Consider the following 24,687-nt stretch of genomic DNA (forward strand, 5'->3'; position numbering starts at 1 on the left):
TGCACGTGCAGGTGGACGAAGGAGTCGGAACTCGCCACGGGGCCTCCGGTCGAACGAACTGCGTGTGGGACGCAGACAGCCTAACCGCGGCCGGCGACACCCACGGGCGTGTCGACGGAACCGTCCGCGTGTCAGAGCGAGGCGGCCCGGATCCGGTCGAGCGCGACCCGCAGGTCGTCCGGGTACTCCGCCTGGAACTCGACCCAGTCGCCCGTGCGCGGGTGCGCGAAGCCCAGCCGGACGGCGTCGAGCCACTGCCGCGTCAGCCCGAGCTCGGCGGCGAGCACCGGGTCGGCGCCGTACATCGTGTCGCCGACGAGCGGGTGGCGCGTCGCGGCCATGTGCACGCGGATCTGGTGGGTGCGCCCGGTCTCCAGGTGCACCTCGAGGAGCGTCGCCGACCGGAAGGCCTCGAGGGTCTCGTAGTGCGTGACGCTCGGCTTGCCGTCCGAGGTGACCGCGAACTTCCAGTCGCTCGAGGGGTGTCGGCCGATCGGCGCGTCCACGGTGCCGGAGGTCGGGTCCGGGTGCCCCTGCGCCAGGGCGTGGTAGACCTTCTCGACCGTGCGCTCCTTGAACGCCCGCTTCAGGTGCGTGTACGCCAGCTCGGTCTTCGCGACGACCATCAGGCCGCTCGTCCCGACGTCGAGCCGGTGCACGATGCCCGCACGTTCCGCGGCCCCGGACGTCGCGATCGTGAACCCCGCCGCGGCCAGCCCACCGGGGACGGTCGGGCCGTCCCACCCGGGCGACGGGTGTGCGGCGACGCCGACGGGCTTGTCGACGACGACGATGTCCTCGTCGTCGTGCACGATCGTCATCCCCGGGACGTGCGCCGGGACGATGCGCGGGGCTTCCTTCGGCGTCCACTCGACCTCGAGCCAGGCGTCGCCGTGCAGGCGGTCGGACTTCTCGGCGGTGACGCCGTCCACCCGGACACCGCCGGCAGCGACGACGTCGGCCGCGAAGGACCGGCTGAACCCGAGCAGCTTCGCCAGGGCGGCGTCGACACGCTCACCGGCGAGCCCGTCGGGGACGGGCAGGCTGCGTGACTCGGTCACGTCGCGTCGTGCCCGAGCGAGTCGTCGGCAGGCCGGGAGGCGCGGGTGGCGCCCGCCCCGTCGGCGGCGGTCCCGGAGTCGGGGACCCCGTCAGCGACCGCAGCCTCCGTGGCGGACGCGTCATGAGCCTGCTGGCTGGCCTTGCGCTGCTTCTCCGACACCGTCCTGGTGCCGTCGAGGTTCACCCCGAGGACGACGAGCAGCACGAACACGACCATGCTCACGCAGATGAAGGAGTCGGCGATGTTGTAGATCGCAGGCATCATCCACGGCGTCGAGATGAAGTCCACCACGTGGCCGCGCCCGAAGCCGGGCTCTCGGAAGAGCCGGTCGAGCAGGTTGCCGAGCGCGCCGCCGAGCAGCATGCCGAGGACGATCGCCCACCACATGGAGCGGATCCGCCGGGCGAAGACGATGATCGCGACGACGACCGCCGCGGAGACGACCGAGAACACCCACGTCATGTTGACCGCGAACGAGAACGCGGCTCCGGGGTTGCGCACGTAGAGGAACTGCAGGGCCCGACCGAGGACCGGCACGACCTGCCCGTACGGCAGGTTCGCGACGACGATCGCCTTCACGACCTGGTCGGTCACCACCACCACGACAGCGGCGAAGGCCAGTGCCGCGATAGCGCGGACACTGACCTTCGCTCGTTGGTCTTGCTGGGACAACGTCAGTTGCCGAAGCCCTGCGCCGATGCGGGCGCGGGCGTGAAGCCGGACTGCTCGGTGCCCGACGGGGTGTCGAGCTCGTTGAGCTGGCCCTGGATGTAGCTCTTCAGCTGGGCGCGGTAGTCGCGCTCGAACGTGCGGAGCTCGTCGATCTTGCCCTCGAGCTGGCGCTGCTCGCCCTCGAGCACCTGCACGCGCTGGCGGTTGGTGTTCTCGGTGTCGGCGATGATCTGACGCTGCTTCGACTCGGCCTCGGAGACCAGACGTGCTGCCTGTGCCTGGCCCTCGGCGATGAGCGCGTCGCGCTTCTCGACGCCCTCGCGGACGTGCTCCTCGTGCAGACGACGGGCGAGGGTCAGGAGGTTCGTGGTGCCCTCGGTGTCCTCGTCCGGGTTGACCGTGGTGGTCGGAGCCGCGGCGGCGACCGGTGCCGGCTCGGGAGCGGCGGCGACGGGGGCCGGCTCCGGCTCGGGCTCGGGGGTCGGAGCGGGAGCGGGCTCGGCGCCAGCGGCCGGCTTCGGCGCCGACTCGGCGGCCTGCAGGCGCTGTCGGAGCTCCTCGTTCTCCTGGGTCAGGCGACGCAGCTCGACCACGACCTCGTCGAGGAAGTCGTCGACCTCGTCCTGGTCGTAGCCCTCGCGGAACTTGGTCGGCTGGAACCGCTTGTTGACTACGTCTTCCGGCGTCAAAGCCATTGCCGTCACCTCAATAGAACTGCTGAACGTGTGGAACCGGGACGTCCCGCTGTGAATGTACCAGCAGGGCCCTCGGTGCGGATGCCCGCGGAGGCGGGCATCGATCCCGACCACCGTACACCGAGCGCGGCCCTGATCCGTGATCGTGGCCACGGCGCGGCGCGTCTCGGACGAGACACGGGCCGGGAGGGGCGGGTCAGACCGCGGCGGAGATGACCCGGACGACGCTCATCAGGATGATCACGACGAGCATCACGATCGACCAGCCGAAGTCGAGCGCCACGGCTCCCATCCGGAGCGGCGGGAGCGCACGACGGACCGTGCGGATCGGCGGGTCGGTGAGCGAGTAGACCGCGTTCGCGACGACGAGCATGCCGCCGCGCGGACGCCAGGAGCGGTTGAACGCCTGCACCATGTCGAACGCGAACCGCCCCCACATGACGAAGAAGTACAGCAGGAGGAGGAAGTACAGGATCGTGAAGATCGAGGACACGGTGCGGCTCGCTCGGCTCGGGTGGCCGGTGTCACGGGGACGCCGACCACGGGGCGGGTGGGCCTGGGCGGCGCCCCCTGGTCACGACGGTGGTCGGGACCTGAGGGACGCGACGACTCAGGACTGGGCGAAGAAGGACGCCTCGATGTCGGACTCTACCTCGGGCGCCTCACCGCTCACTGCGACGTGGGCCGGCGAGAGCAGGAAGACCTTGTTCGTGACGCGTTCGATCTTGCCGTAGAGGCCGAGCGACAGTCCGCTCGCGAAGTCGATCATGCGACGCGCGTCCGACTCGGTCATCTGCGAGAGGTTGATGATGACGGGGATCCCGTCGCGGAAGCTCTCGGCGATGGACTGGGCGTCCTTGTACTCGCGCGGGTGGACGGTGAGGATCTCGTTCATTTCCTGGACCGGGGTCGCCTTCTGTGCGGTCGTGTGCGAGCGGCGCAGCGGAGTGACCTGGGCGCCGCGCTGGTGGGTGTGCGGGGCCTTGGCCTCGAGGGCAGCCGCGGCGGGTGCCGCCGCCGGAGCCGCAGCAGCCGGAGCGGGGGTCTCGTGCTGCTGGGCAGCGGGTGCGGTGGACTGCTGCGGCGCGCGCGACTGGGTCTGCGCGGGCTGCTCGTCCTCGTACTCGAGTTCCTCGTCGGCGAGGCCGAGGTAGACCATCGTCTTCTTCAACGGACCGGCCATGGTTCCTCCAGGAGTGTGCGTGCTCGGGGTTGCCCTGTGACGAGGCTAGGGTGCGGCAGGCCGGTTTCCGGTGATTGCCGTCCCGATCCGCAGGTGTGTCGCGCCCTCGGCGATCGCCTCGGCGAAGTCGCCGCTCATTCCGGCGGAGATGTCGGTCGCCGTGGGCACCGCGAGGCGGACGCGCTCGGAGATCGACCGGAGCCTGGCGAAGGCGGCACGGGGCTCCTCGTCGAGCGGCGCGACGGCCATCACGCCGCGCAGGGCGATCGTGCCGGTGCCGACGATGCGCTCCACCATCGCGTCCACGTCGCCGGGCTGCACGCCGCCACGACCGGGGTCGTCGGTGAGGTTCACCTGCACGAAGCCGTCGATGACGGGTGGCTCGGGTTCCTCGGACGTCGGCGCGAAGGCGTCGACGACGGAGTCCCGGTCGAGCGACTGCACGACGTGGGCGTACCGGCGCACCTGGCGGGCCTTCTTCGACTGCAGCTGCCCGACGAAGTGCCAGGTGAGTCCGAGGTCGGCCAGCTCCGCGGCCTTGGCCTGGGCCTCCTGGTGGCGGTTCTCCCCCACGTCGGTCACGCCGAGCGCGGCGAGCTCGGCCACGAGCGACGCCGGGTGGTACTTCGTGACCACGATGAGCGTCAGGTCGTCGGCGGACCGACCTGCGGCCTGCGCCGCGTCGGCGACGGCGCTCCTGACGGACGCGAGCCGAGCCTCCAGTCCGGGTGTGGACGGGAGGCTCGGCTCGCGCTGGTCGGTGTCGCTCACGTGAGCGCGTGCCTACTTCAGGAAGTCGGGGACGTCGAGCTCGTCGTCGTCCCCGTCGAAGGCGGGGTCCGCGGCGCGCTGCGCCGGCGGCTCGTGCTCCTGCGACGCCCAGGAGCGCGCCGGGGCGGCGTCCTGCGGGCCGGTCGAGCTCGAGCCGACGGGCACGGTGGCACCGGCGTCCGGGTCGACCCAGCTGGCGCGGCGTTCCTTGACCTGCGAGGAGGGCTCCCCGCCGTCGAAGCCGGCCGCGATGACCGTGACACGGACCTCGTCGCCGAGGGTGTCGTCGATCACGGCACCGAAGATGATGTTCGCCTCGGGGTGGACGGCTTCCTGCACCAGGCGGGCGGCGTCGTTGATCTCGAAGATGCCGAGGTTCGAGCCACCCTGGATCGACAGCAGCACGCCGTGCGCACCGTCGATCGAGGCCTCGAGCAGCGGCGACGCGACGGCGAGCTCCGCGGCCTTGATCGCCCGGTCGGCTCCGCGCGAGGACCCGATGCCCATGAGCGCCGAACCGGCACCCTGCATGACGCTCTTCACGTCGGCGAAGTCGAGGTTGATCAGACCGGGGGTCGTGATCAGGTCGGTGATGCCCTGCACGCCGGCGAGGAGCACCTGGTCGGCGGTCGCGAAGGCCTCGACCATGGAGATGCCACGGTCGGAGATCTCGAGCAGGCGGTCGTTCGGCACGACGATGAGCGTGTCGACCTCGTCCTTCAGGCCGGCGACGCCGTTCTCGGCCTGGGACTGACGGCGCTTGCCCTCGAAGCTGAACGGCTTCGTGACGACACCGATGGTCAGGGCACCGATCGACTTGGCGATGCGGGCGACGACGGGCGCACCACCCGTGCCGGTCCCACCGCCCTCACCGGCGGTGACGAAGACCATGTCGGCGCCCGCGAGCGCTTCCTCGATCTCCTCGGCGTGGTCCTCGGCGGCACGACGGCCGACCTCGGGGTCCGCGCCGGCGCCGAGACCGCGGGTGATCTCGCGGCCCACGTCGAGCTTGACGTCGGCGTCGCTGAGCAGGAGCGCCTGGGCGTCGGTGTTGATCGCGATGAACTCGACCCCACGGAGGCCCAGCTCGATCATGCGGTTGACGGCGTTGACGCCGCCGCCGCCGACACCGACGACCTTGATCACGGCGAGGTAGTTGTGGTTCGTGGTCACGTCAGTCGGCCTCCGGTAGAACCCTCAACCTCTACTTGAAGTTGCGGGGTTGTGCTGCTATGGGTGGTGCTGCGTCGACGCTACGGGTGCGCTCCGCACGGTGTCGCGCCGCCACGCCGCGTGTCGAGCAATGGGGTCCCGCACTTTCTCGGCGCGGCGCCGGTGCGCTCAGTCCTGGGTGCGGATGATCCCGTTGTCGGGCGCGGACACGTCGTACTCGACCGCCGTGTCCGGCGCGCGGGCGGCGTGGTCCTTCACGAGGGCGTCGAGCAGGGCGGCCTTGGCCGTGGACTCGTCGGGGCTCCCCCACACGACGCGCGAGCCGTCCTTCATGGTGAGGGTCACGTCGTCGGAGGTCGACGCCGCGACGCCGGACACCTGCGAGCGCACGGCCGACGGCAGCGCCAGGACGACCTCGGTCATCGTGCGGAACACCGAGGACCCGAGCTTGGCGGACCCGACGTCCGCGAGCGGCATCGTGTCCGGGCGCTTCGTCGTGGACTGCACGACGATCCCGGCGGGGTCGACGAGGTCGAAGGACTTCCCGTTCTGGACCGTCACCACCGGGGTCCGCTCGGTCACCGTCACGACCAGCGTGTGCGGCGGCGACTCCTCGGTCACGTAGCTCTCGATGAGCGGGAAGGCGGCGATGTCCCGCTTGATCGCGGCCGAGTCGAGCCGGGCCAGCGGTGTGCCGATCTGGTCGGACAGCGCCCGGCGCAGCGCGGCGTCGTCGACGCGGCTCGTGCCCTTGACCTCGATCCGCTGGAGCGCCATCAGCGGGGAGAACACGGCGACGAGGATCGAGACGCCGAGCACGACGACGATGCCGCCCGTCGTGAGCCACGCGACGCGCCGGTGCCGGGAGCGGCGGGTGAAGCGGCGGACCTCGGCCCGCTCGTGCAGGCGGCGGCGCTTGCGGGCTGCTCGCGCCTCGCGTGCCGTCTCGGCGGCGCGGACACCTGCGCCGATGGGCGTGCTGTCCGTGTGGTCGGGCCTGGAGGCCGTGCGCAGGTCGACGACGTCCGTCGCGCCCGGCGCACGGTCACCGTCGAGGTGGTCGCGGTCCGCGTGGTCGCGGTCGGCGTGGTCGCGGTCGGCGTCGTGACGCCCGTCGCGGTCCTGGTCGTGGTCGCGACGCGCGTCGCGGTCGTCGTCCGCGTCGATGACGGTGCCCGTGGCCGTGACGTCGGGCAGGTCCGGCAGGGCGCCCGCCGGGCGTGCGGGGGTGGACGCGACCGTGCCGCGGTCCTCCGCCGACGGGGCGGGGGCGAGCGGAGCCTCCTGGGCGTCCGGGGCCCCGCGACGGCCGGTGAGCCGCCCGAGTCGCGGCACCCGGCGCTCACGTGGCGCGCGGTCCTCACCCTCGTCGGCGGCGGCGCGCTGCGCCGGACGCTCGTCGAAGCCCTCGGGACGCTTCACCGGGCGCTGACCTCGTCGCTCTGGTCAGCCGGCGCGTCGCCGAGGGCCGTGAGCACCTGCGGGATGATCCGGTACACGTCGCCGCAGCTCAGCGTCATGATGATGTCGCCGTCGCGGGCGACCGCGGCCGCGCGGGCCGAGGCCTCGGCCCAGTCGGGCAGGTAGTCGACGTGGCTCTGGTCGTGGAAACGCTCCTGCACCAGGGCGCCCGTGACGCCGGGCTCCGGGTCCTCGCGGGCGCCGTAGACGTCGAGGACGACCGTGTGGTCGGCGAGCTGCTCGTAGACCGCGGCGAAGTCCCCGGCCATCATCCGGGTGCGCGAGTACAGGTGCGGCTGGTGGATCGCGATGATCCGCCCGTCACCGACGACGTTCCGCGCGGCGCGGAGGGCTGCGGCGACCTCGGTCGGGTGGTGAGCGTAGTCGTCGTAGACCGACACGCCGCGCTCGACGCCGTGCAGCTCGAAGCGACGCTCGGTGCCGCCGAAGGCCTCGATGCCGCGCACGGCGTCGGCCGGGGACACGCCGAGCCCGGTGAGCACGGCGAAGGCACCGACGGCGTTGACCGCGTTGTGTCGTCCGGGCACGCGGAGCGTCAGGTGGTGGGACTCCCCCGCCGCGCGGAAGTCGACCTCGACGCCGGCCGACTCGACGATGCGCTCGATGCGGACGTCCGCGTCGGCGGCCTCGCCGAAGGTCACGATCTCCGGAGCGTGCTCCAGGGCGCGGACGCCGGCGGTGACGCGCTTCGCCCCGGCGTCGTCGCTGGAGACGACGATGCGCTCACGGGCCTTCGCGGCGAACTCGACGAAGGCGTCGATGAACGCGTCCTCGCTGCCGTAGTGGTCGAGGTGGTCGGCGTCGACGTTCGTGATGAGCGCGACCGCGACGTCGTAGAGCAGGAAGGAGCCGTCGGACTCGTCGGCCTCGACCACGAAGAGGTCGCTCGTGCCGGGGGCCGAGCTGGTGCCGAGGGACTGGATGACGCCGCCGTTGACGAAGCTCGGGTCGAGGCCGAGCTCGACCATGGCGGTGACGATCATGCCCGTCGACGTGGTCTTGCCGTGGGCGCCGGCGACGGCGACCAGGCGGTGCTCGGCGATGAGGGCGGCGAGGGCCTGCGAGCGGTGCAGGACCGGCAGGCCGCGTGCCTGCGCCTCGAGGAGCTCGGGGTTGTCCGGCCAGAGGGCGCTCGTGACGACGATGGTGTCCGCTGCGCCCACGTTCGACGCGGCGTGCCCGATTTGCACCTCGGCGCCGAGCTCGCGCATCCGGCCGGTCGTCGCGGTCTCGCGGGAGTCGCTGCCCGTGACGCGGTGCCCGGCGGCGAGGAACATCCGTGCGATCCCGCTCATGCCGGAGCCGCCGATGCCGACGAAGTGCACCGTGCCGAGGTCGTCCGGGATCGGCTGGGTCAGGTCCGGCTTGATGGTCATGCTTCCTCCGTGGTGCTGCCGGGCGCGTGCCCGCGGTCGGCGCTGCTGCGGACCGCGTCGAGCACGAGGTCCGTCATCCGGTCGGCACCGTCACGGTGGCCGACGCTGCCGGCGCGCATCGCCATGTCGGCGATCCTGGCGCGGTCCTGCAGGATCGTCAGGAGCTGGAACGTGACCCAGTCCTGGTCGAACTCCTCGTCCGTCACGAGCACCGCACCGCCGGCCTCGACGACGTCGCGGGCGTTGTGCCGCTGCTCGCCGTTGCCGACAGGGTACGGCACCAGGACGCTCGGCAGCCCGACGGCCGCGAGCTCGCACACCATGCCGGCGCCGGCACGCGACACCACGAAGTCGGACGCGGCGTACGCCAGGTCCATCCGGTCGCAGTACGGCAGGACGGTGTACCCGTCGAGGTCGCTCGGGCCGATGTCCGACTTGCCGCCGACGACGTGGAGCACCTGCCAGCCGGCCCCGACGACGGACGCGGCCGCGCGGTTCACGGTGCGGTTGATGCTCCTGGCGCCGGACGACCCGCCCGTCACGAGCAGCACCGGGCGTGCCGGGTCGAGCCCGAACTCGGCGAGGCCCTCCGCACGACGTGCACGGCGGTCGAGGTCCTCGACCTCGCGGCGCAGCGGCATGCCGACCAGGCGGGCGTGCCGCAGGCGGGTGTTCGAGAAGGTGACGCCCACGTGGTGCGTCAGGAACGCCGCGAGCCGGTTCGCCAGGCCCGGCTTGGCGTTCTGCTCGTGCACGACGATCGGCGTGCCGGTGCGCTTCGCCGCGACGTACGCCGGGGCGGCCGCGTAGCCACCGACCCCGAGGACGACCTCGACGTCGTGCTCGCGGATCAGCTGTTCCGTCCGACGCACCGCGCGCCAGAAGGCACCCGGGAAGCGCAGCGCCGCGGCGTTCGGCTTCCGCGGGAACGGCAGCCGCGGGATCGTCAGGAGCTCGTAGCCGCGCATCGGCACCAGGCGGGACTCGAGGCCCTCCGCCGTGCCCAGCACGAGGACGCGGGCCTCCGGGGAACGCTCGGTCAGCCGGTCGGCCACGGCGAGCAGGGGGTTCACGTGGCCGGCGGTGCCGCCGCCGGCGAAGAGGTAGGTGCTCACCGCACGCTCCCGTTCCTGGTGCGGACGTCGTGGACGTCGTGGGCGTGGGACAGGGCGGTCTTGCCGGGGATCTCCCGGGCGAAGGACAGCACGACGCCGATCGCGACGAGCGTCATGATCAGCGCTGACCCGCCCGCGGAGATGAGTGGGAGTGGCACGCCGAGCACGGGCAGCAGGCCGAGGACCACGGCGATGTTGACGAGCGCCTGCCCGATCACCCAGGCGAGGACGCCGCCGGTGACGGTGCGGACGAAGGGGTCGTCGGACAAGCGGATGACCTTGATCATGCTGATGGCGAGCACCACGAAGAGCGCCAGCACGACGACGCAGCCGATCAGCCCGAGCTCCTCGCCGACGATCGCGAAGATGTAGTCGTTGTCGGCCTCGGGCAGCCAGGACCACTTCGCCTTCGAGTTGCCGAGCCCGACACCGAACACGCCACCGGAGGCCAGCGCCCACATGCCGTGCACGGGCTGCCAGCAGATGTCCTGCGCCTGGTTCGAGTCGGAGCACCCGGACAGCCAGGCGCTGATGCGGACCTGCCGCGAGCTCGACGCCATCGTGACGACGGGCAGCATCACCGCGATCGCCGCGATGCCCACCGCCAGGTGCCGCAGCCGGACGCCGCCGACGAACAGGCTGCCGAAGACCAGGATGACCATGATCATCGCCGTGCCCTGGTCGCCACCGAGCAGGACGAGGCCGATCGACACCGCGGTGGCCAGCCCGACCGGGATGAAGACCTCGCGCCAGTCGTGCAGCTTCTCGCGCTTGCGGAACAGCACCGCGCCGATGCCCAGCACGAGTGCGAGCTTGAGGAACTCGGAGGGCTGCGCGGTGACCCCGCCGAAGCCGATCCAGTTCCGGTTGCCCTGCACGTCGATGCCGATCGGGGTGAACACGAGGAGCTGGAGCACCAGGCCGGCGCCGACGATGCGCATCGCCCAACGGCGCCAGAACTCGGCGGGGAACCGGCTGACCACGAGCATGAGCGGCACGCCGATGAGCGCGTAGAGGCCCTGCTTGGCGAAGGCGCCGAAGAACCCGTGCTTGTAGCGGTACTCCTCGACGCTCGACGACGACAGCACCATCACGACGCCGAAGACGACGAGGAACAGCGTCACGCCGAGGATCGCGTAGAAGCTGCTCGACTCGGCGACGAAGACGTTCCGGACCGCGACGACGGCGCCGTTCGCCCGGCGTCCGGCGGCGGAGCGACCCGACGCCATGCTGCTGGACGCCGACGGCCTGGTCGTCGTCGTGCTGGTCGTCGTTCGGCCGGGACGGCCGCTACGGCCGTTCGCCGGAAGATCCGTCGGTGTCGCCATCGGCGTCGCCTCCCAGGTGCTCGTGGACCGCAGCCGCGAAGCGCTCGCCCCGGTCGGCGTACGAGCCGAACTGGTCGAACGACGCGGCAGCCGGGGCGAGGAGGACCGTGTCGCCCGATCTCGCGATCGACGCGGCATGTCGGACCGCCTCGGGCATGACCTGATCAGTGTCCGTTGCTTCGACCTGCAGGACCGGCACCGTGGGCGCGTGTCGCGCGAATGCCTCCACGACCGGGCTCCGATCGGCGCCGATGACCACGACGCCGCGGGCGGACGGGCCGAACTCCTGAACGAGGGCGTCGACGTCGACGCCCTTGAACAGCCCCCCGACGATCCAGACGACCGACGGGAACGCCGACAGCGACGCCGTGGCGGCGTGCGGATTCGTCGCCTTCGAGTCGTCGACCCAGGCGATGCCGGCAGCGGTGGCGACGTGCTCGGTGCGGTGGTGGTCCGCCCGGAACGCCCGGACCGCACGCTGGATCGCCGCGGGACGGACCGTGCCGGCGCGCGCGAGGGCCGCGGCGGCGAGCACGTTCATCGTCATGTGCGGGCTCGCGAGCCCGGCGGCCTCGAGGTCCTCGTGCGTGGCGAGCTCGAGTGCCGCGTTCCGGCGGTCCTCGACGAAGGCGCGGTCGCACAGGACGTCGTCGACGATCCCGACGTCGCCGGCGGCCGGGACGCCCGGCGTGAACCCGACGGCACGGCAGCCCTCGACCACGTCGGCTTCCTCGACCATGTGGCGGGTCGCCTCGTCGGTGACGTTGTAGACGCAGGCCAGCACGGTGCGCTCGTACACCTTCGCCTTGGCGGCCCGGTAGGCCTCGGCGGAGCCGTGCCACTCGAGGTGGTCGTCGGCGATGTTGAGGCACACGGAGGCCAGGGGCAGGACCGCGCCGTCACCCGAGGACGCCATGTAGTGCAGCTGGTGGCTGGAGAGCTCCACGACCAGGACGTCGAAGCCCTCGGGGTCGCGGACGACGTCGAGGACGGGCACACCGATGTTGCCGCAGGCCACGGCCCGCAGGCCCTCCTCCTGGTACATGGCGGTGGTCAGCTGCGTCGTCGTGGTCTTGCCGTTCGTCCCGGTGATCGTCACCCACGGGGCGGCGACCGGGCCGCGCACGACCTTGTCGCGGACCCGCCAGGCGAGCTCGACGTCCCCCCAGACCGTGCTGTGCTCGGTGGCCCAGCGGACGGTCGGGTTGTGCGGCGGCAGCCCGGGCGACACGACGACCAGGTCGGGCGTCTGGCGCTCCAGGTCGGCGGGCACGGCGTCGAGCGGCGTCTGCACGAACCGGGCGCCGATCACCGCGAGCAGCTCGACGCTGTCCGCGGGCGCGTCGGTCGAGTAGACGGTGACGGTGCTGCCGAGCTCCACGAGGGTGTCGGCGACCGAGAACCCCGTGGCCCCCAGACCGAGCACGGCCACGTCGAGGCCCTTCCAGCCCTCGGACCACCAGCTGTCGAGCCCCTCGAGACGATCAACCAACGCGTGCGATCCATTCCAGGTAGAAGAGTCCGACACCGGCTGCGACGCAGAGTCCGGCGATGATCCAGAACCGCACGACCACGGTCACCTCGGCCCACCCCTTGAGTTCGAAGTGGTGGTGCAACGGGCTCATCCGGAAGATGCGCTTGCCGTGGGTGATCTTGAAGTACGCCCGCTGCAGGATGACCGAACCGGTGACGATGAAGAACAGGCCGCCGATGAGGACGAGCAGCAGCTCGGTGCGGCTGAGGATCGCGAGACCCGCGAGCGCGCCACCGAGGCCGAGCGACCCGGTGTCGCCGAGGAAGATCTGTGCCGGCGACGTGTTGTACCAGAGGAAGCCGATCAGGCCACCGCAGACCGCGGCCGCGACGACGGCGAGGTCGAGCGGGTTCGTCACGGTGTAGCAGGCGTGCTCCGTGTTCGTGTCGAGCCGGGCGCCGCCGCAGATCTGGTTCGACTGCCAGAAGCCGATGATCACGTAGGACCCGATCGCCAGGATGCTCGACCCGGTCGCGAGGCCGTCGAGGCCGTCCGCCACGTTGACGCCGTTCGACGTCGACACCGTGAGCAGGACGATCCACGCGAGGAACAGGATCGTGCCGATGAACGTGCCGAGGGCCATGAAGTCGAGCCAAGGGATGTCCCGGATCGCCGAGATCATCGTGGACGCGGGCGGCTTGCCCGTCGAGCTCGGCACCACGAGCGCGATCGTGGCGAAGATGACGCCGACGATCACCTGGCCGAGGATCTTCGCCCACCCGCCGAGCCCGAGGCTCCGCTGGCGGCGCACCTTGAGGAAGTCGTCGACGAACCCGACCAGGCCGAGCCCGACCATGAGGAACAGCACGAGCATGCCCGAGAGCGTGACGGAGTCCCGCCCGACCAGGTGCCCGACGAAGTAGCCGATCACCGTGCCGAGGATCAGGACGATGCCGCCCATGGTCGCGGTGCCGCGCTTGGTGTGGTGCGACTGCGGACCGTCGTCACGGATGAACTGGCCCCACCCGAGACGGTGGAACAGCCGGATGAACAGGGGCGTGAGCAGGAGTGTGAACACCAGCGACACGGCGCCGGCGATCAGGAGGGCGATCATGCGGGGACACCTCCGAGGCGGTCGCCGAGGAACCGCAGCCCGGCCGACTTCGAGGACTTGACGAGGACGACGTCGCCGGGGCGGACCATCTCCTGCAGGGTCTGGACGGCGTCGTCGACGTCCTCGATGAACACGGACTCGCCGTCCCACGATCCCTCGAGGGTGGCGGCCTGGTGGATGGCCATGGCGCCGCGGCCGACGACCACGAGCTGGCCGATCCCGAGCCGGACGACGAGGCGCCCGATGGTGTCGTGCTCCTCCACCGAGAACTCGCCGAGCTCGGCCATCTCGCCGAGGACCGCGATGGTGCGCTCCCCCGGTCGGACGACCTGCGCGAGCGTGCGGAGGGCAGCGGCGGTCGAGTCGGGTGAGGCGTTGTAGGCGTCGTTGATGACGGTGACGCCCTCCGGACCGCCCTGGAGCAGCTCCATGCGCCAGCGCTCGGCCCGCGTCATCGACGCGAGCGCGGCGGCGCCGTCGGCCAGCGGCACGCCCCAGCGGTGGGCGACGGCCAGCGCGGCCGTCGCGTTCATCGCGTGGTGCTCGCCCAGGATGGCGAGGCGGACGTCGACGGTCTCGGAGACCTGCTCCGAGCCTCCCGGCTGGTCCTGTTCCGGTCGGCCGGGAGGCGCGGTGAGCGTGAAGCGGGTGCCGTCGCGGTCCGTGGACACACCGGTCAGGCGGTAGTCCGCGTCGTCGGACGTGCCGAAGCCGACCACCTGGGCGGCCGTGAGGCCGCGCATCGCCGCCACCCGGTCGTCGTCGACGTTCAGCAGGGCGGTCGCGGAGGCGGGCAGGTCGGTGACCATCTCGGACTTCGCGCGCTGCGTGGCCTCGATGCCGCCGAACTCGCCGGCGTGCGCGAGGCCCACCTTGAGGACGACGCCCGTGTCGGGCTCGGCGATCGCGACGAGCTTGGCGATGTGGCCGATGCCACTCGCACCCATCTCCACGACGAGGAACCGGGTGTCGTGGGTGACGCGGAGCATCGAGATCGGCGCGCCGACGTGGTTGTTGAAGGAGCCCTCCGGAGCGACGGTCTCACCGTGCCCGGCGAGGATCGTCCGCAGCATGTTCTTGGTGCTGGTCTTGCCGTTCGAGCCGGTGATGCCGACCACGCGCAGCGCGGCCGGACGGCCCTGCTCGTCGGTCCGGTCGGCGCTCGACGCGCGGACACGGGCGACGACCTCGTGCGCGAGCGCGGCGAGGGCGGCGTAGCCGTCGGCCACGACGACCTGCGCGGTGGCGCTGTCGTCGGGCAGGTCGGTGGCGCGCTCGGTGACGACCAGGGCAGCGCCGGCGTCGGCCGCGGACGGCACGAAGCGGTGGCCGTCCGTCTCCTCACCGAGGAGCGCGAAGAAGACGCTGCCGGGGCCGACGAGGCGCGAATCGGTCTCGACGGAGCCGTCGACGATCGTGTCGGCGGCACCGCGGACCAGCTCGCCGTCGACCGCGGCTGCGATCTCGGCGAGGGACATGGCGATCATCGCGGTTCCTCCACCGGGCCGGCGTTCGGCTCCCAGCCGGCCTCGCGCAGGGCCGCACGGGCCTCGTCGCGGGCGGAGTACGGCGTCCTGACGCCCTGGATGTCGCGGTAGTCCTGGTGGCCGGGGCCGGCCCAGAGGATCGAGTCGCCCTCGCCGACCAGTGCCACGGCGGTACGGATGGCGGCCTCAGGCGGGCTGACCTCGTGGATCTCGTGGTCCGGGAACGCGGCGCGGGCGGCGTCGACCAGGGTGGTCCTGATCGAGGCGGCGTCCTCGAAGCGCGGGTGGTGGTCGGTCACGACGAGGACGTCAGAGCCCCCGGCGGCCACGCGGGCCATGTCGGCGCGCTTGGTCGTGTCGCGGTCGCCGTCGGCGCCGAAGAGCATGACGACCTTGCCCGGCGTGAACTGCCGGACGGCGGCCAGGGTGTTGAGGAAGGCGTCGGGGCTGTGGCCGAAGTCGACGTAGACGCTCGGGCCGCGGTCGCCCGAGACCCGCTCGGTGCGGCCGGGCAGGTAGCACTCGATGGCGCTGACCGACCGGCCGTCGGTCTCGTCGTGGTAGCGACGGTGACCGGACTCGAGCGCCTGCGCGATGGCACCGAGCTCGAACCCGCCCTCGACGAGCATGACGATCGCCAGCGCGGCGTTCGCGGCCATGTGCCAGCCGATGAGCGGCACGCGGGTGGTGAGCTCGCGGCCCTCGGGGCCGGTGAGGCGGAACTCGGTGTAGGCAGCCTGGGCGTCGGTGATGTGGACGTTCCACTCGGCCTCGACGTCGGGGTGCACCGTGATGGTCGTCACCGGGATCCGGGAGTCCTGCACGACGCGGTGGCCCCAGTCGGTGTCGAGCGAGACGACGCCGCGGCGGCCGTGCTCGGGCTCGAACAGCGGGAGCTTCGCGCGGTAGTACTCCTCCATGTCGGCGTAGTCGTCGAGGTGGTCGTGGCTGAGGTTCGTGAACGCCACGACGTCGAAGACGATGCCGTCGACCCGGTGGCGGCTGAGGGCCTGCGCGCTCACCTCGACGGCGACCGCGCGCACCTCGCTCTCGCGCATCCGGGCGAGGAGGGCGTGCATCTCGCTCGCCTCTGGCGTGGTCAGGCGGCTCGTCACGCTGAGCGAGCCGATGTGGCGCTCCGCGGTCGAGCTCAGGCCGGTGACCAGACCGAGCTGCTTGAGGATGCCCTCGAGGATGTAGGAGGTGCTCGTCTTGCCGTTCGTCCCGGTCACCGCGAAGAGCTGCGGGAGGTCGTCGGCCTCGTCCGGGTGCGTGCGGTAGACCCAGGCGGACACGTCGCCGAGGGCGGCGCGGGGGTCGTCGACCACGAGCACGGGCAGTCCGGCCGGCTCGGCCAGGGCGACACCGTCGGTGTCGGTCAGCACCGCGACGGCCCCGCGCTCGGCGGCGTCGGCGGCGAACTGGGCGCCGTGCCGGTTCGCGCCGTGCACGCCGACGAAGAGGTCACCGGGCTGGACCTCGGCGGCGCTCAGCGTGACGCCGGTGGTCTCGACGCCGTCGAGCGAACCGACCACGCGGAGCCCGAAGGCGTTCGCGAGCTCGGCCACGGCCCTCGGGGTCGGGTGTTCGGGCCGGAGGACCGGGGGGATCCGTGCGGACAAGTGCTCCTTCTTCCTCACCACGTGGACGGGTAGGTCTTCGCCTCGGTCGTGGAGGGGGCGACACGGTACTTCTCGAGCACCTGGGACATCAGGGTACGGAACGCCGGAGCGGCGGAGCTGGAGAACTTGTGTCCCGGCCCCGGCTTCGTGAACGTCACCGTGACAACATACTGGGGGTCCTCGGCGGGTGCCATTCCGGCCACCGAGATGATCCGGTCGGAACCGTAGCCCTTCGCGCCGTCGGCGACCTCTGCCGTACCCGTCTTCGCGGCGATGTTGTAGCCGGAGATCGGCTTCATGCCCACGAGCGTGCCGCCGGTGACGACGCTCTGCAGCATGTCGGTCACCTGCTGGGCGGCGCCGGCCGACACGACGCGCTCGGGCTGCACGTCGGGCGCGTCGATGGTCTTGCCGTCGGCCGTGGTGCAGCCCTTGATGAAGTGCGGCGGGATGCGGACGCCGCCGTTCGCGAGGGTCTGGTAGATGCCCGCGACCTGGATGGCCGTCGTCGAGATGCCCTGGCCGAACATCGAGTTGATGTCGGTCTGCTGGTCCCAGTTCGGGCTCGCGCCGTACTGCATGCCGGGCTGACCCGGGTACTCGATCCCGGGCTCGGGCTGGAACAGGCCGAACTTCTTCATGACGTCGTAGCGCTGCTGCGTCGTGAGCCGGGAGCCGAGCTCGGTGATGCCGACGTTGGACGAGTCACGGAGGATGCCCGTCAGCGTCAGGTTCTCGGTGGCGTGGAACTCGGAGTCGTGGATGCTGCCACCCCACGGGAACGTGCGGGAGTACGGCACCGAGATGCCCGTCGTCGGCGTGGCCTTGCCCTGGTCGATGAGCGCCGCCGCGATGGCCGACTTGATCGTCGAGCCCGGCTCGTACGAGTCCGTCAGCGCACGGGACCCGTAGGCGCCCTTGTCCGTCGTGGCGTCCACGTCGTTCGGGTCGACCGTCGGGTAGTCGGCGACCGCGAGGATCTCCCCCGTCTTCACCTTCGTGACGGTCGCCGTGGCGGACACGGCGCCGATCTGCTGCGCGGCGTCGGCGATGTCCTGCGACGCCATGTACTGCAGGTCGCTGTCGATGGTGGTCTCGAGGGTGCCGCCGTCCTTGGCCTGCTTCGTCGTGACGGTGCTGCCGGGCAGCTGCACGCCGTCCTCGCCGCGCTCGTACGTCTCCGAGCCGTTCGTGCCGGCGAGGCAGCTGTTGTACGCGAGCTCGAGGCCGGCCTGCGCGCCGTCGGTGCCCATGAAGCCGGTCAGGTTGCCGGTCGTGGCGCCGGTCGGGTACGTCCGCGCCGACTGCTGCTGCGGGTACAGCCACGGGACGTCGAGCGCGCGGACGGCCTCGTACCGCTTCACGTCGAGTCCATTGACCAGGTAGGCGAAGTCGGACGTCGGGTCGGCGGCGATCGCCTTCTCCATCGCCGCCACGTCACCGCCGGAGGCCTTCGCGATCGCGGCCAGGGCGACGTCGACGCTGACGTCCTTGACGCGGGTGCCGCCGAGCTTGCCCTTGAACGCCTTGACCAGGCGCGGCGCGGTGGTGATGTTGTACCGGGTGACACTGTCGGCCAGCGCGGTGCCGTCGCGGTCGACGATCGACCCCCGCGCGCCGTAGAGGGTCACGGGGATGCTGCGCTTGGCCTTCGACTGCTCGTTGAGCTCGGCGGCCTGCACGACCTGGATGTCGACCAGGCGCACGACGAACACCGCCACGAGCGCGATCACGGCGATGATGACGACGCTGTAGCGGAGTCGGCGGTTGCGGATCGTCTTCGTCACGCGGTGCGGTCCTTCCGGGGTCCTGACCCGCAGGTCACCGGGTGGAGGGTGCCTGGAGCTGGTTCGGGTCGGACTCTACGGACGACTTCGAGGAAGCCCCGTCCGACGCGCTGGCGCCGCTGGTCTTCCCAGCGTCACCCGTCGCGGTGGCAGCGGCGTCGGTGTCGGCGGCGGCCGGCGCGGCCTTCTCGGCGGCGGGCGCGGCCGTGTCGGCGTCGGGCGCAGCAGCAGGTGCCGCTGCACCGTTCTCCTTGCTCGTCGTCGTGTCGCCCCGCGTCGCCGCGAGGGGGACGCCGTCGAGCAGCGAGTTCGGCACCTGGTTCGCGGTGTTGCCGGTCGCTTCCTCGGGCGTGGCCGGCGTCGGCGTGCCGAACACCCGGCCGGTCGTCGGGTCGAGGTAGACGGGCGTCGAGTTCGCGATCATCCCGAGTGCCTGGGCGTTGCGGGCCAGGTTCTGCGGCGAGTCGAGCACGCGCAGCTCCTCGGAGAGGGACTGCTGCGACCGGCTCAGCGTGGTCTGCTCGGCGGACAGCGAGTTCAGCTCGTAGGCCCCCTGGCTCAGGACCATGCTGATGCCGAGCTGCGCGAGCAGCAGCGTGCCGAGGGCCGCGACACCGACGACGGCGTACGCGATGCGCGGGCGGGCGCGGCGCTGGGCCTTCGTGGGCGTGACCTCGACGAGCTCCGGCCGGGGGCGGGAGGGCCTGGGCGCGCGCGACGGGGCGACGGTGGGGTCGACGAGTGCGAGGTTCGTGCTCATGTCACTTCCGGATTCGCTCGGCCGCGCGGAGTCGCACGGGCGTTGCCCTGGGGTTGGCGGCGCGTTCGGCCTCGTCGGCCAGTTCCGCGCCCTTGACGACCAGGGAGAAGGTGGGGGCGTGCTCGGGGAGCTCGACGGGCAGGTCCGCCGGGGCGCTGGACGTGGTCCGCTTGACCAGCGCGCGCTTGACGATGCGGTCCTCGAGCGACTGGTAGGACTCCACGACGATCCGGCCACCGACGGCGATGGCGTCGAGTGCCGCGGGGATCGCCCGCTCGAGCACGCTCAGCTCGGTGTTGACCTCGATGCGGAGCGCCTGGAACACGCGCTTCGCCGGGTGGCCCTGCCGCTGGATCGCGACCGGGGTGGCGTCGTGGAGGACCTGGACGAGGTCACCCGACATCGTGAAGGGCGTCTCGGTCCGGCGTTCGACGATGGCCTTGGCGTAGCGGCCGGCCAGCTTCTCCTCGCCGTAGCGCTGGAAGATGCGGCGCAGTTCGCCCTCGTCGTAGTCCGCGAGGACCTCAGCGGCGGTGATGCCCTCGGTCCGGTCCATGCGCATGTCGAGCGGGGCGTCCTGGCTGTAGGCGAACCCACGCTCCGCCCGGTCGAGCTGCAACGAGGACACACCGAGGTCGAACAGCACGCCGTCGACGGTGGTGAAGCCCTGGTCGGCGACGGCCGTCTGGATCTCGTCGTACACGGTGTGCACGAGGCGGACACGGTCGCCGAACCGGGCGAGGCGCTCTCCCGCGATGCCGAGCGCGTCGGTGTCGCGGTCGAGACCGATGAGCGTCAGCTCGGGGAAGCGCCCGAGGAGGCCCTCGGCGTGCCCGCCCATGCCGAGCGTGGCGTCGACGACGACCTTGCCCGGCCCGTCGAGCGTCGGCGTGAAGAGGTCCACGATCCGCTCGAGCATGACGGGGGTGTGCGGGAACCGTTCGGGTGTGCTCATGTGCAGCCCCTCGCGTCCTCTGGGCCACGGGTCCGGATCCCCATCCATACCGACCTGACACCGGGGAAGGTGCATCAGGGCGTACGGCTGGGAGTCCCGATCCGCGGATCAGAAGATGCCCGGGATCACCTCCTCGTCGTTCTCGGCGAATGCCTCTTCGGCTTCTGCGTAGTAGGCCTCCCACGCGGTGGTCGACCAGATCTCGGCACGGTCACCGCTGCCGATGACCGTGAGGTCCCGCTCGAGTCCCGCGTACTCACGGAGGTTCTGCGGGATCGTCACGCGGTTCTGCTTGTCGGGCTGCTCTGCGCTGGCCCCCGAGAGGAACAGGCGCATGTAGTCCCTGGTGCGCTTCGACGTCATCGGTGCCTGGCGGACGCGTTCGTGGATCTCCTCGAACGTCCTGGCGCTGAAGACGACGACGCACCGTTCCTGACCGCGGGTCATCACGAGCCCCCCGGACAGTTCGTCGCGGAACTTGGCGGGGAGGATCACGCGACCCTTCTCGTCGAGCTTGGGGGCATGGGTACCGAGCAACACGTCGGGGCCTCCCCTCAGCTCCACCGGTCAGCGACAGGCTCCACGGTACTCCACTTCCCTCCACTTCGGGGTGAAAGCCCTCCCCGAAACGGCTCCAGACCCCCGTTCTGGGGGCCGGTCAGGAGGCTCGGCTCGGTCCCGCCACGTCCGTCACCCCCGGAACGGCGCGGATCGGCGCCGCGGGGTCGACCGGGGAGCGAAGTGGAGGACTTTCGCAGGCCCAGGGCGCGCGGTGGGCGGCGTGCGGCACGGCGCGCGAGGGTCGCACCGTGCGCGGTCGCTCAGCCCGTGCGAGGTTGCGCCCCCGGTGCGCCGCCACGACCCCGCATCGAGTGGGCAGCCTCGCACCGGAGGACAGCGCGGGCACGAAAAAACGGGGCCGGCCCGTGAAGGGCCGACCCCGTGGAGGAGTGTGGAGGGGGACTACTGGTTCGGGTCGTTGCGCTTGTCCCAGCGCTCGTTCATGCGGTCCATGAACGACCCGCCGTTCGACGAGCCTCCGGACGCCGGGCCGCGGCTGCCACCGGACGACGACGTCCGCGGTGCCCTGGCCGAGGGCTTCGGTGCCCCCATGCCTGGTCGGAGCGCGAACAGCACCCCGGCGAGCATGACGACGAAGCCGACGATGCCGATGAGGGGCTGGCGCATGACCAGCCCGAGGATGACGATGGCGACTCCCGCGAGCGCTCCGAGGACACCGATGGTGATCGACGTGTACGTCGGTCGCCCCTGTCGTCGGGTGACGCGCGCCACGAAGTCGGAGTCGTTCTGGTAGAGGCTGCGTTCCATCTCTTCGAGAAGTCGCTGCTCTTGCTCCGAAAGTGGCATCCGGATTCCCTCTTTGTCCCTGGGATCGACGCTTGGATTGGGTGGACCGATCCTACGACCGGGCCACCCACTAGGCTAGGCACCGTGGCTGAGAGTACGCGATTAGTGGACCTCGTCTCGGCACGGATCGATCGAGCACTGGACGACCAGCGCGATCGACTCGCTGCGATCAGTCCGGACCTGGCTCCGTTCGACGAGTTCGCCCGAGACCTCCTGTCCGGTGGCAAGCGCTTCCGGGCCCTGTTCTGCTACTGGGGGTGGCAGTCCGTGGCAGGGCGTTCCGGGTCGTTCGACCCGTTGGCGGAGGGCTCCCGACAGACCACGGCGGAGGCGGTCGTCACGGTCGCCGCGGCACTCGAGGTCTTCCACGCGGCAGCCCTCGTGCACGACGACATCATGGACCGCTCGGACACCCGTCGTGGGCGTCCCGCTGCCCATCGCCGGTTCGAGTCCCGACACCAGGACTCCGGCTGGGTCGGCGACCGCGGCCTGTACGGCACGAACTCCGCGCTGCTCCTCGGTGACATGCTGCTCTCCCTGAGCGACGCCGTGTTCGACGAGGGCCTGGCGCTGCTCGACCCCGCGCGTGCCCGCATCGTGCGCCAGGAGTTCCACACCATGCGGCTCGACGTCACCGCCGGGCAGTACCTCGACATCCACGAGGAGACGGCCTGGCCGACCGTGGACGAGTCCGAGCACCTGCTCCGCGCCCAGCGGGTTGTCGTGTTCAAGTCGGCGAAGTACTCCGTCGAGGCTCCGCTCGTCATCGGCGCCCTGGTCGCCGGCGCGTCCGCGTCGCAGCTCGATGGGCTCCGCGCGTTCGGGCTCCCCCTCGGCGTGGCCTACCAGCTCCGTGACGACATGCTCGGTGTCTTCGGTGACCCCGAGGTCACGGGCAAGCCCGCGGGTGACGACCTCCGCGAGGGCAAGCGGACCGTCCTCATCGCCTCGGCCCGCAAGGCACTGCCCGGTGGGTCCCGCGCGCTCCTCGACGAGCTCCTCGGCGACCCGGACCTCGACGAGGCCCAGGTGCAGATGCTCCGCGCGACCCTGACCGAGTCCGGCGCGGTGACCGCGGTCGAGCGCTCGATCGACCGGCACGTGCAGCGCGCCAAGGCAGCGCTCGACGCCGCACCGCTGACGCCGTCGGCGCGGGAGCAGCTCGCGTCGCTGGCCGACACGGTCAGCCGCCGGTCCGCCTAGCCGCACCAGATGCGAACGGGAGGCTCGGTGCCAGCTGGCACCGGGCCTCCCGTCCGTCTGCGGCTGCGTCGAGCACGCGACGCCGCGCCGAGACTCGGCCCCGCGGACGTCCCGCGCCGTCAGGAACGCGTGCGGTGTCCACCACGGCGAGACTCGGCCACGCTCGGGGGGCGCCGGGGACTGCGGTCAGAGCAGGGACTGCGCGATGCGGCGCACCTCGGCCTTGCGGCCGGCGCGCAGCGCGTTGATCGGCGAGTCACCGATCGCGTCGTCGACGGCGAGCATCCAGCGGACGGCCTCGTCGTCGGTGAAGCCGTTGTCGCCGAGGACGACGAGCGTGCCGCGCAGCTCGGGCAGCGGTTCGGCGTCGTCGAGGAACTCGACGGGCACGCGCAGGACACCGCCGACGCGCGCCGCGAGCAGGGTCCGCTGCTCGAAGAGCCGGTGGACGCGGCCGGGGCTGACGCCCAGCAGCTCGACGAGGTCGGGGACCGTCAGCCAGCGTTCGGAAAGGGACATGTCATCCGTGGGTGTCGCACTCACACGCCCATCGTGCCAGAGAGCAGCCGGTACGCGAACCACTCGTCCGTCACATGGGTCACACACGGCACATCCGACTCTCTGGTTGACTTGCGATTCACGACATGCCAGCGTGGAGCCGCCTGTGAGCGCGCTGCCGCGTCCCCACAGCTCACCCGCCTGACAGGAGCACCCCGTGGACACCGACGCCGACGACCGCGCACGACGCGCACGTTCCGCCAGATTCGCCACCATGCCCATCGTCCTGGCCGGGACGATCGCCGTCACCGCCGGGCTGACCGGGCCGGTCGCCCACGCCGAGACGCGGCACGAGGACGACGGCGCCGCGAACAAGCGCCACGTCGACGAGGACCACAACGTCGGACACCGCTCGGTCTACAGCCCCGCCGTGGCCCGCGCAGCGAAGCCGACCATCACGACGGTGTCCGCCGTGCGGAAGGCCCCGACCACGTACTCCGTGCAGCAGGGTGACACGGTCTCCGGCATCGCGGCCCGCTACGGCCTGTCGGCGCAGGAGGTCCTGGTCCGCAACGGCCTCGGCTGGAACACGATCATCCACCCCGGGCAGACGCTGCACCTCGCGTCGACCCCGGCCGTGGCGGCACCCGTCCGGGCCGCGGCTCCGAGCGGTGCGGTCTACCACGTCAAGCAGGGCGACACCGTCTCGGGCATCGCCGCCCGCGTGGGCGTGTCGACCTCGGCCATGCTCCGTGCGAACGGCCTGTCGCTCGGCAGCATCATCCAGCCGGGCCAGGCGCTCCGGGTCCCCCGCGCCGGGTCGGCCCCGGCCGCAGCCCCCGTGTCCGCCGCTCCCGCAGCGGCACCGGCATCGGCCTCGGCCTCGACCTCGCCGTCCTCCACCAGGGCCGGGTCGGTCAAGATCGGCGCCGGTCAGACCATCGCGTCGATCGCAGCCGCGCACGGAGTCCCGGTGTCGGCACTCCTGTCGGCGAACGGCCTGACCTACACGAGCACGATCTACGCCGGCAAGACGCTGGTGCTGCCGTCGTCCGGGCCGTCGCTCTCCGCCGAACAGCGCGCGAACGCACAGACGATCGCGAACGTCGGCCGCTCCCTGGGCGTCCCCGACCGCGGCATCGTGATCGCCCTCGCCGCAGCGATGCAGGAGTCCAGCCTCCGCAACCTGCCGCACGGTGACCGCGACTCGGTCGGCCTGTTCCAGCAGCGCCCGAGCCAGGGCTGGGGCACCGCGGCACAGCTGCAGGACCCGACGTACGCCACCCGCCTGTTCTTCGGCGGACGGTCGAACCCGAACAAGGGCACGACCACCGGCCTGCTCGACGTCCGCGGCTGGGCGTCCAAGAGCGTGGCCGACGCCGCCCAGGCCGTGCAGATCTCCGCCTACCCGAAGGCGTACGCGCAGTGGGAGAAGTCCGCGACCGCCTGGCTGGCGTCGCTCTGAGCACCGTCGCGGTCGGGGCGGCGCCGGACTCCCGACCGCGGACGCGACTCATCCTCCAGGTCGAGATTGCATCACGGCCGGTGCGTCCCCGCCGAC

23 protein-coding genes are annotated in these 24,687 nt (G+C 71.6%); 2 read left to right on the forward strand and 21 right to left on the reverse strand.

All coding sequences use genetic code 11. The annotated features are described in order from the left end of the window. Positions 1-131: 131 nt before the first annotated feature. From ITJ54_RS04290 to ITJ54_RS04385, 20 genes are all read right to left on the reverse strand, one after another. Positions 132-1,061: an RluA family pseudouridine synthase gene (locus tag ITJ54_RS04290; protein ID WP_194626024.1), complete on the reverse strand. Its 930-nt coding sequence runs from the start codon at positions 1,059-1,061 to the stop codon at positions 132-134. Next, positions 1,058-1,735: a signal peptidase II gene (gene lspA, locus ITJ54_RS04295; protein WP_228508206.1), complete on the reverse strand. Its 678-nt coding sequence runs from the start codon at positions 1,733-1,735 to the stop codon at positions 1,058-1,060. Before lspA ends, ITJ54_RS04290 begins: the two co-directional genes overlap by 4 nt. 2 nt (positions 1,736-1,737) lie before the next feature. Continuing rightward, positions 1,738-2,430, reverse strand: coding sequence for a DivIVA domain-containing protein (locus tag ITJ54_RS04300; protein ID WP_194626025.1), 693 nt, complete (start codon positions 2,428-2,430; stop codon positions 1,738-1,740). A 196-nt stretch (positions 2,431-2,626) separates the two neighbouring features. Further along, complete coding sequence (locus tag ITJ54_RS04305; protein ID WP_323741589.1) at positions 2,627-2,923, reverse strand: YggT family protein; 297 nt, start codon at positions 2,921-2,923, stop codon at positions 2,627-2,629. Positions 2,924-3,040: 117 nt separating this feature from the next. Then, entirely contained in the window at positions 3,041-3,613 is a 573-nt protein-coding gene (locus ITJ54_RS04310) for a cell division protein SepF (protein WP_194626026.1), read from the reverse strand. Positions 3,614-3,658: 45 nt separating this feature from the next. Continuing rightward, a complete protein-coding gene (locus ITJ54_RS04315) occupies positions 3,659-4,384 on the reverse strand; it encodes a YggS family pyridoxal phosphate-dependent enzyme (protein ID WP_194626027.1) in 726 nt (241 codons plus the stop codon). Between the two features lie 12 nt (positions 4,385-4,396). Continuing rightward, positions 4,397-5,557 (reverse strand): cell division protein FtsZ, encoded by a 1,161-nt coding sequence (ftsZ, locus tag ITJ54_RS04320; protein WP_194626028.1) that lies wholly within the window; start codon positions 5,555-5,557, stop codon positions 4,397-4,399. Between the two features lie 168 nt (positions 5,558-5,725). Next, positions 5,726-6,979, reverse strand: a complete 1,254-nt coding sequence (locus ITJ54_RS18220; RefSeq protein WP_194626029.1) for an FtsQ-type POTRA domain-containing protein — start codon at positions 6,977-6,979, stop codon at positions 5,726-5,728. After that, entirely contained in the window at positions 6,976-8,415 is a 1,440-nt protein-coding gene (gene murC, locus ITJ54_RS04330) for a UDP-N-acetylmuramate--L-alanine ligase (protein WP_194626030.1), read from the reverse strand. The genes ITJ54_RS18220 and murC overlap by 4 nt, the downstream gene beginning before the upstream one ends. Further along, positions 8,412-9,530, reverse strand: coding sequence for an undecaprenyldiphospho-muramoylpentapeptide beta-N-acetylglucosaminyltransferase (gene murG / locus ITJ54_RS04335; protein WP_194626031.1), 1,119 nt, complete (start codon positions 9,528-9,530; stop codon positions 8,412-8,414). Before murG ends, murC begins: the two co-directional genes overlap by 4 nt. Continuing rightward, positions 9,527-10,759 carry a putative lipid II flippase FtsW gene (ftsW, locus tag ITJ54_RS04340; RefSeq protein ID WP_228508209.1) on the reverse strand — a complete coding sequence of 411 codons (1,233 nt, stop codon included), beginning with the start codon at positions 10,757-10,759 and terminating at the stop codon, positions 9,527-9,529. The genes murG and ftsW overlap by 4 nt, the downstream gene beginning before the upstream one ends. 61 nt (positions 10,760-10,820) lie before the next feature. After that, positions 10,821-12,350, reverse strand: a complete 1,530-nt coding sequence (murD, locus tag ITJ54_RS04345) for a UDP-N-acetylmuramoyl-L-alanine--D-glutamate ligase (RefSeq protein WP_228508212.1) — start codon at positions 12,348-12,350, stop codon at positions 10,821-10,823. Continuing rightward, entirely contained in the window at positions 12,343-13,446 is a 1,104-nt protein-coding gene (gene mraY / locus ITJ54_RS04350) for a phospho-N-acetylmuramoyl-pentapeptide-transferase (RefSeq protein WP_194626034.1), read from the reverse strand. Before mraY ends, murD begins: the two co-directional genes overlap by 8 nt. Then, positions 13,443-14,933 carry a UDP-N-acetylmuramoyl-tripeptide--D-alanyl-D-alanine ligase gene (locus tag ITJ54_RS04355; RefSeq protein ID WP_194626035.1) on the reverse strand — a complete coding sequence of 497 codons (1,491 nt, stop codon included), beginning with the start codon at positions 14,931-14,933 and terminating at the stop codon, positions 13,443-13,445. The genes mraY and ITJ54_RS04355 overlap by 4 nt, the downstream gene beginning before the upstream one ends. Further along, on the reverse strand, positions 14,930-16,555 hold the full coding sequence (locus ITJ54_RS04360; protein ID WP_194626036.1) for a Mur ligase family protein: 1,626 nt from the start codon (positions 16,553-16,555) through the stop codon (positions 14,930-14,932). Before ITJ54_RS04360 ends, ITJ54_RS04355 begins: the two co-directional genes overlap by 4 nt. A 14-nt stretch (positions 16,556-16,569) precedes the next feature. After that, positions 16,570-18,342: a peptidoglycan D,D-transpeptidase FtsI family protein gene (locus ITJ54_RS04365; RefSeq protein ID WP_194626037.1), complete on the reverse strand. Its 1,773-nt coding sequence runs from the start codon at positions 18,340-18,342 to the stop codon at positions 16,570-16,572. 34 nt (positions 18,343-18,376) lie between these two features. Then, positions 18,377-19,102 carry a hypothetical protein gene (locus tag ITJ54_RS04370; RefSeq protein WP_194626038.1) on the reverse strand — a complete coding sequence of 242 codons (726 nt, stop codon included), beginning with the start codon at positions 19,100-19,102 and terminating at the stop codon, positions 18,377-18,379. A gap of 1 nt (position 19,103) precedes the next feature. Then, the gene (rsmH, locus tag ITJ54_RS04375; protein WP_194626039.1) at positions 19,104-20,057 is read right to left on the reverse strand and encodes a 16S rRNA (cytosine(1402)-N(4))-methyltransferase RsmH; all 954 of its coding nucleotides are present in this window, start codon (positions 20,055-20,057) and stop codon (positions 19,104-19,106) included. 108 nt (positions 20,058-20,165) lie between these two features. Beyond that, positions 20,166-20,597 (reverse strand): division/cell wall cluster transcriptional repressor MraZ, encoded by a 432-nt coding sequence (gene mraZ / locus ITJ54_RS04380; protein WP_071276119.1) that lies wholly within the window; start codon positions 20,595-20,597, stop codon positions 20,166-20,168. Between the two features lie 423 nt (positions 20,598-21,020). Further along, complete coding sequence (locus tag ITJ54_RS04385) at positions 21,021-21,425, reverse strand: DUF3040 domain-containing protein (protein ID WP_194626040.1); 405 nt, start codon at positions 21,423-21,425, stop codon at positions 21,021-21,023. Between the two features lie 84 nt (positions 21,426-21,509). Here ITJ54_RS04385 and ITJ54_RS04390 point away from each other — a divergent pair, with 84 nt between their 5' ends. Continuing rightward, entirely contained in the window at positions 21,510-22,628 is a 1,119-nt protein-coding gene (locus ITJ54_RS04390; RefSeq protein ID WP_194626041.1) for a polyprenyl synthetase family protein, read from the forward strand. A 186-nt stretch (positions 22,629-22,814) separates the two neighbouring features. Here ITJ54_RS04390 and ITJ54_RS04395 read toward each other — a convergent pair whose 3' ends face one another. After that, positions 22,815-23,147, reverse strand: coding sequence for an Rv2175c family DNA-binding protein (locus ITJ54_RS04395; RefSeq protein WP_194626042.1), 333 nt, complete (start codon positions 23,145-23,147; stop codon positions 22,815-22,817). A gap of 253 nt (positions 23,148-23,400) precedes the next feature. On the opposite strand from ITJ54_RS04395, the gene ITJ54_RS04400 reads away from it, so the two are divergent. Beyond that, positions 23,401-24,591 (forward strand): LysM peptidoglycan-binding domain-containing protein, encoded by a 1,191-nt coding sequence (locus ITJ54_RS04400; RefSeq protein ID WP_194626043.1) that lies wholly within the window; start codon positions 23,401-23,403, stop codon positions 24,589-24,591. The last annotated feature ends 96 nt before the right edge of the window (positions 24,592-24,687 follow it).

Source organism: Curtobacterium sp. VKM Ac-2865 (assembly GCF_015350905.1).
Classification (GTDB): domain Bacteria; phylum Actinomycetota; class Actinomycetes; order Actinomycetales; family Microbacteriaceae; genus Curtobacterium.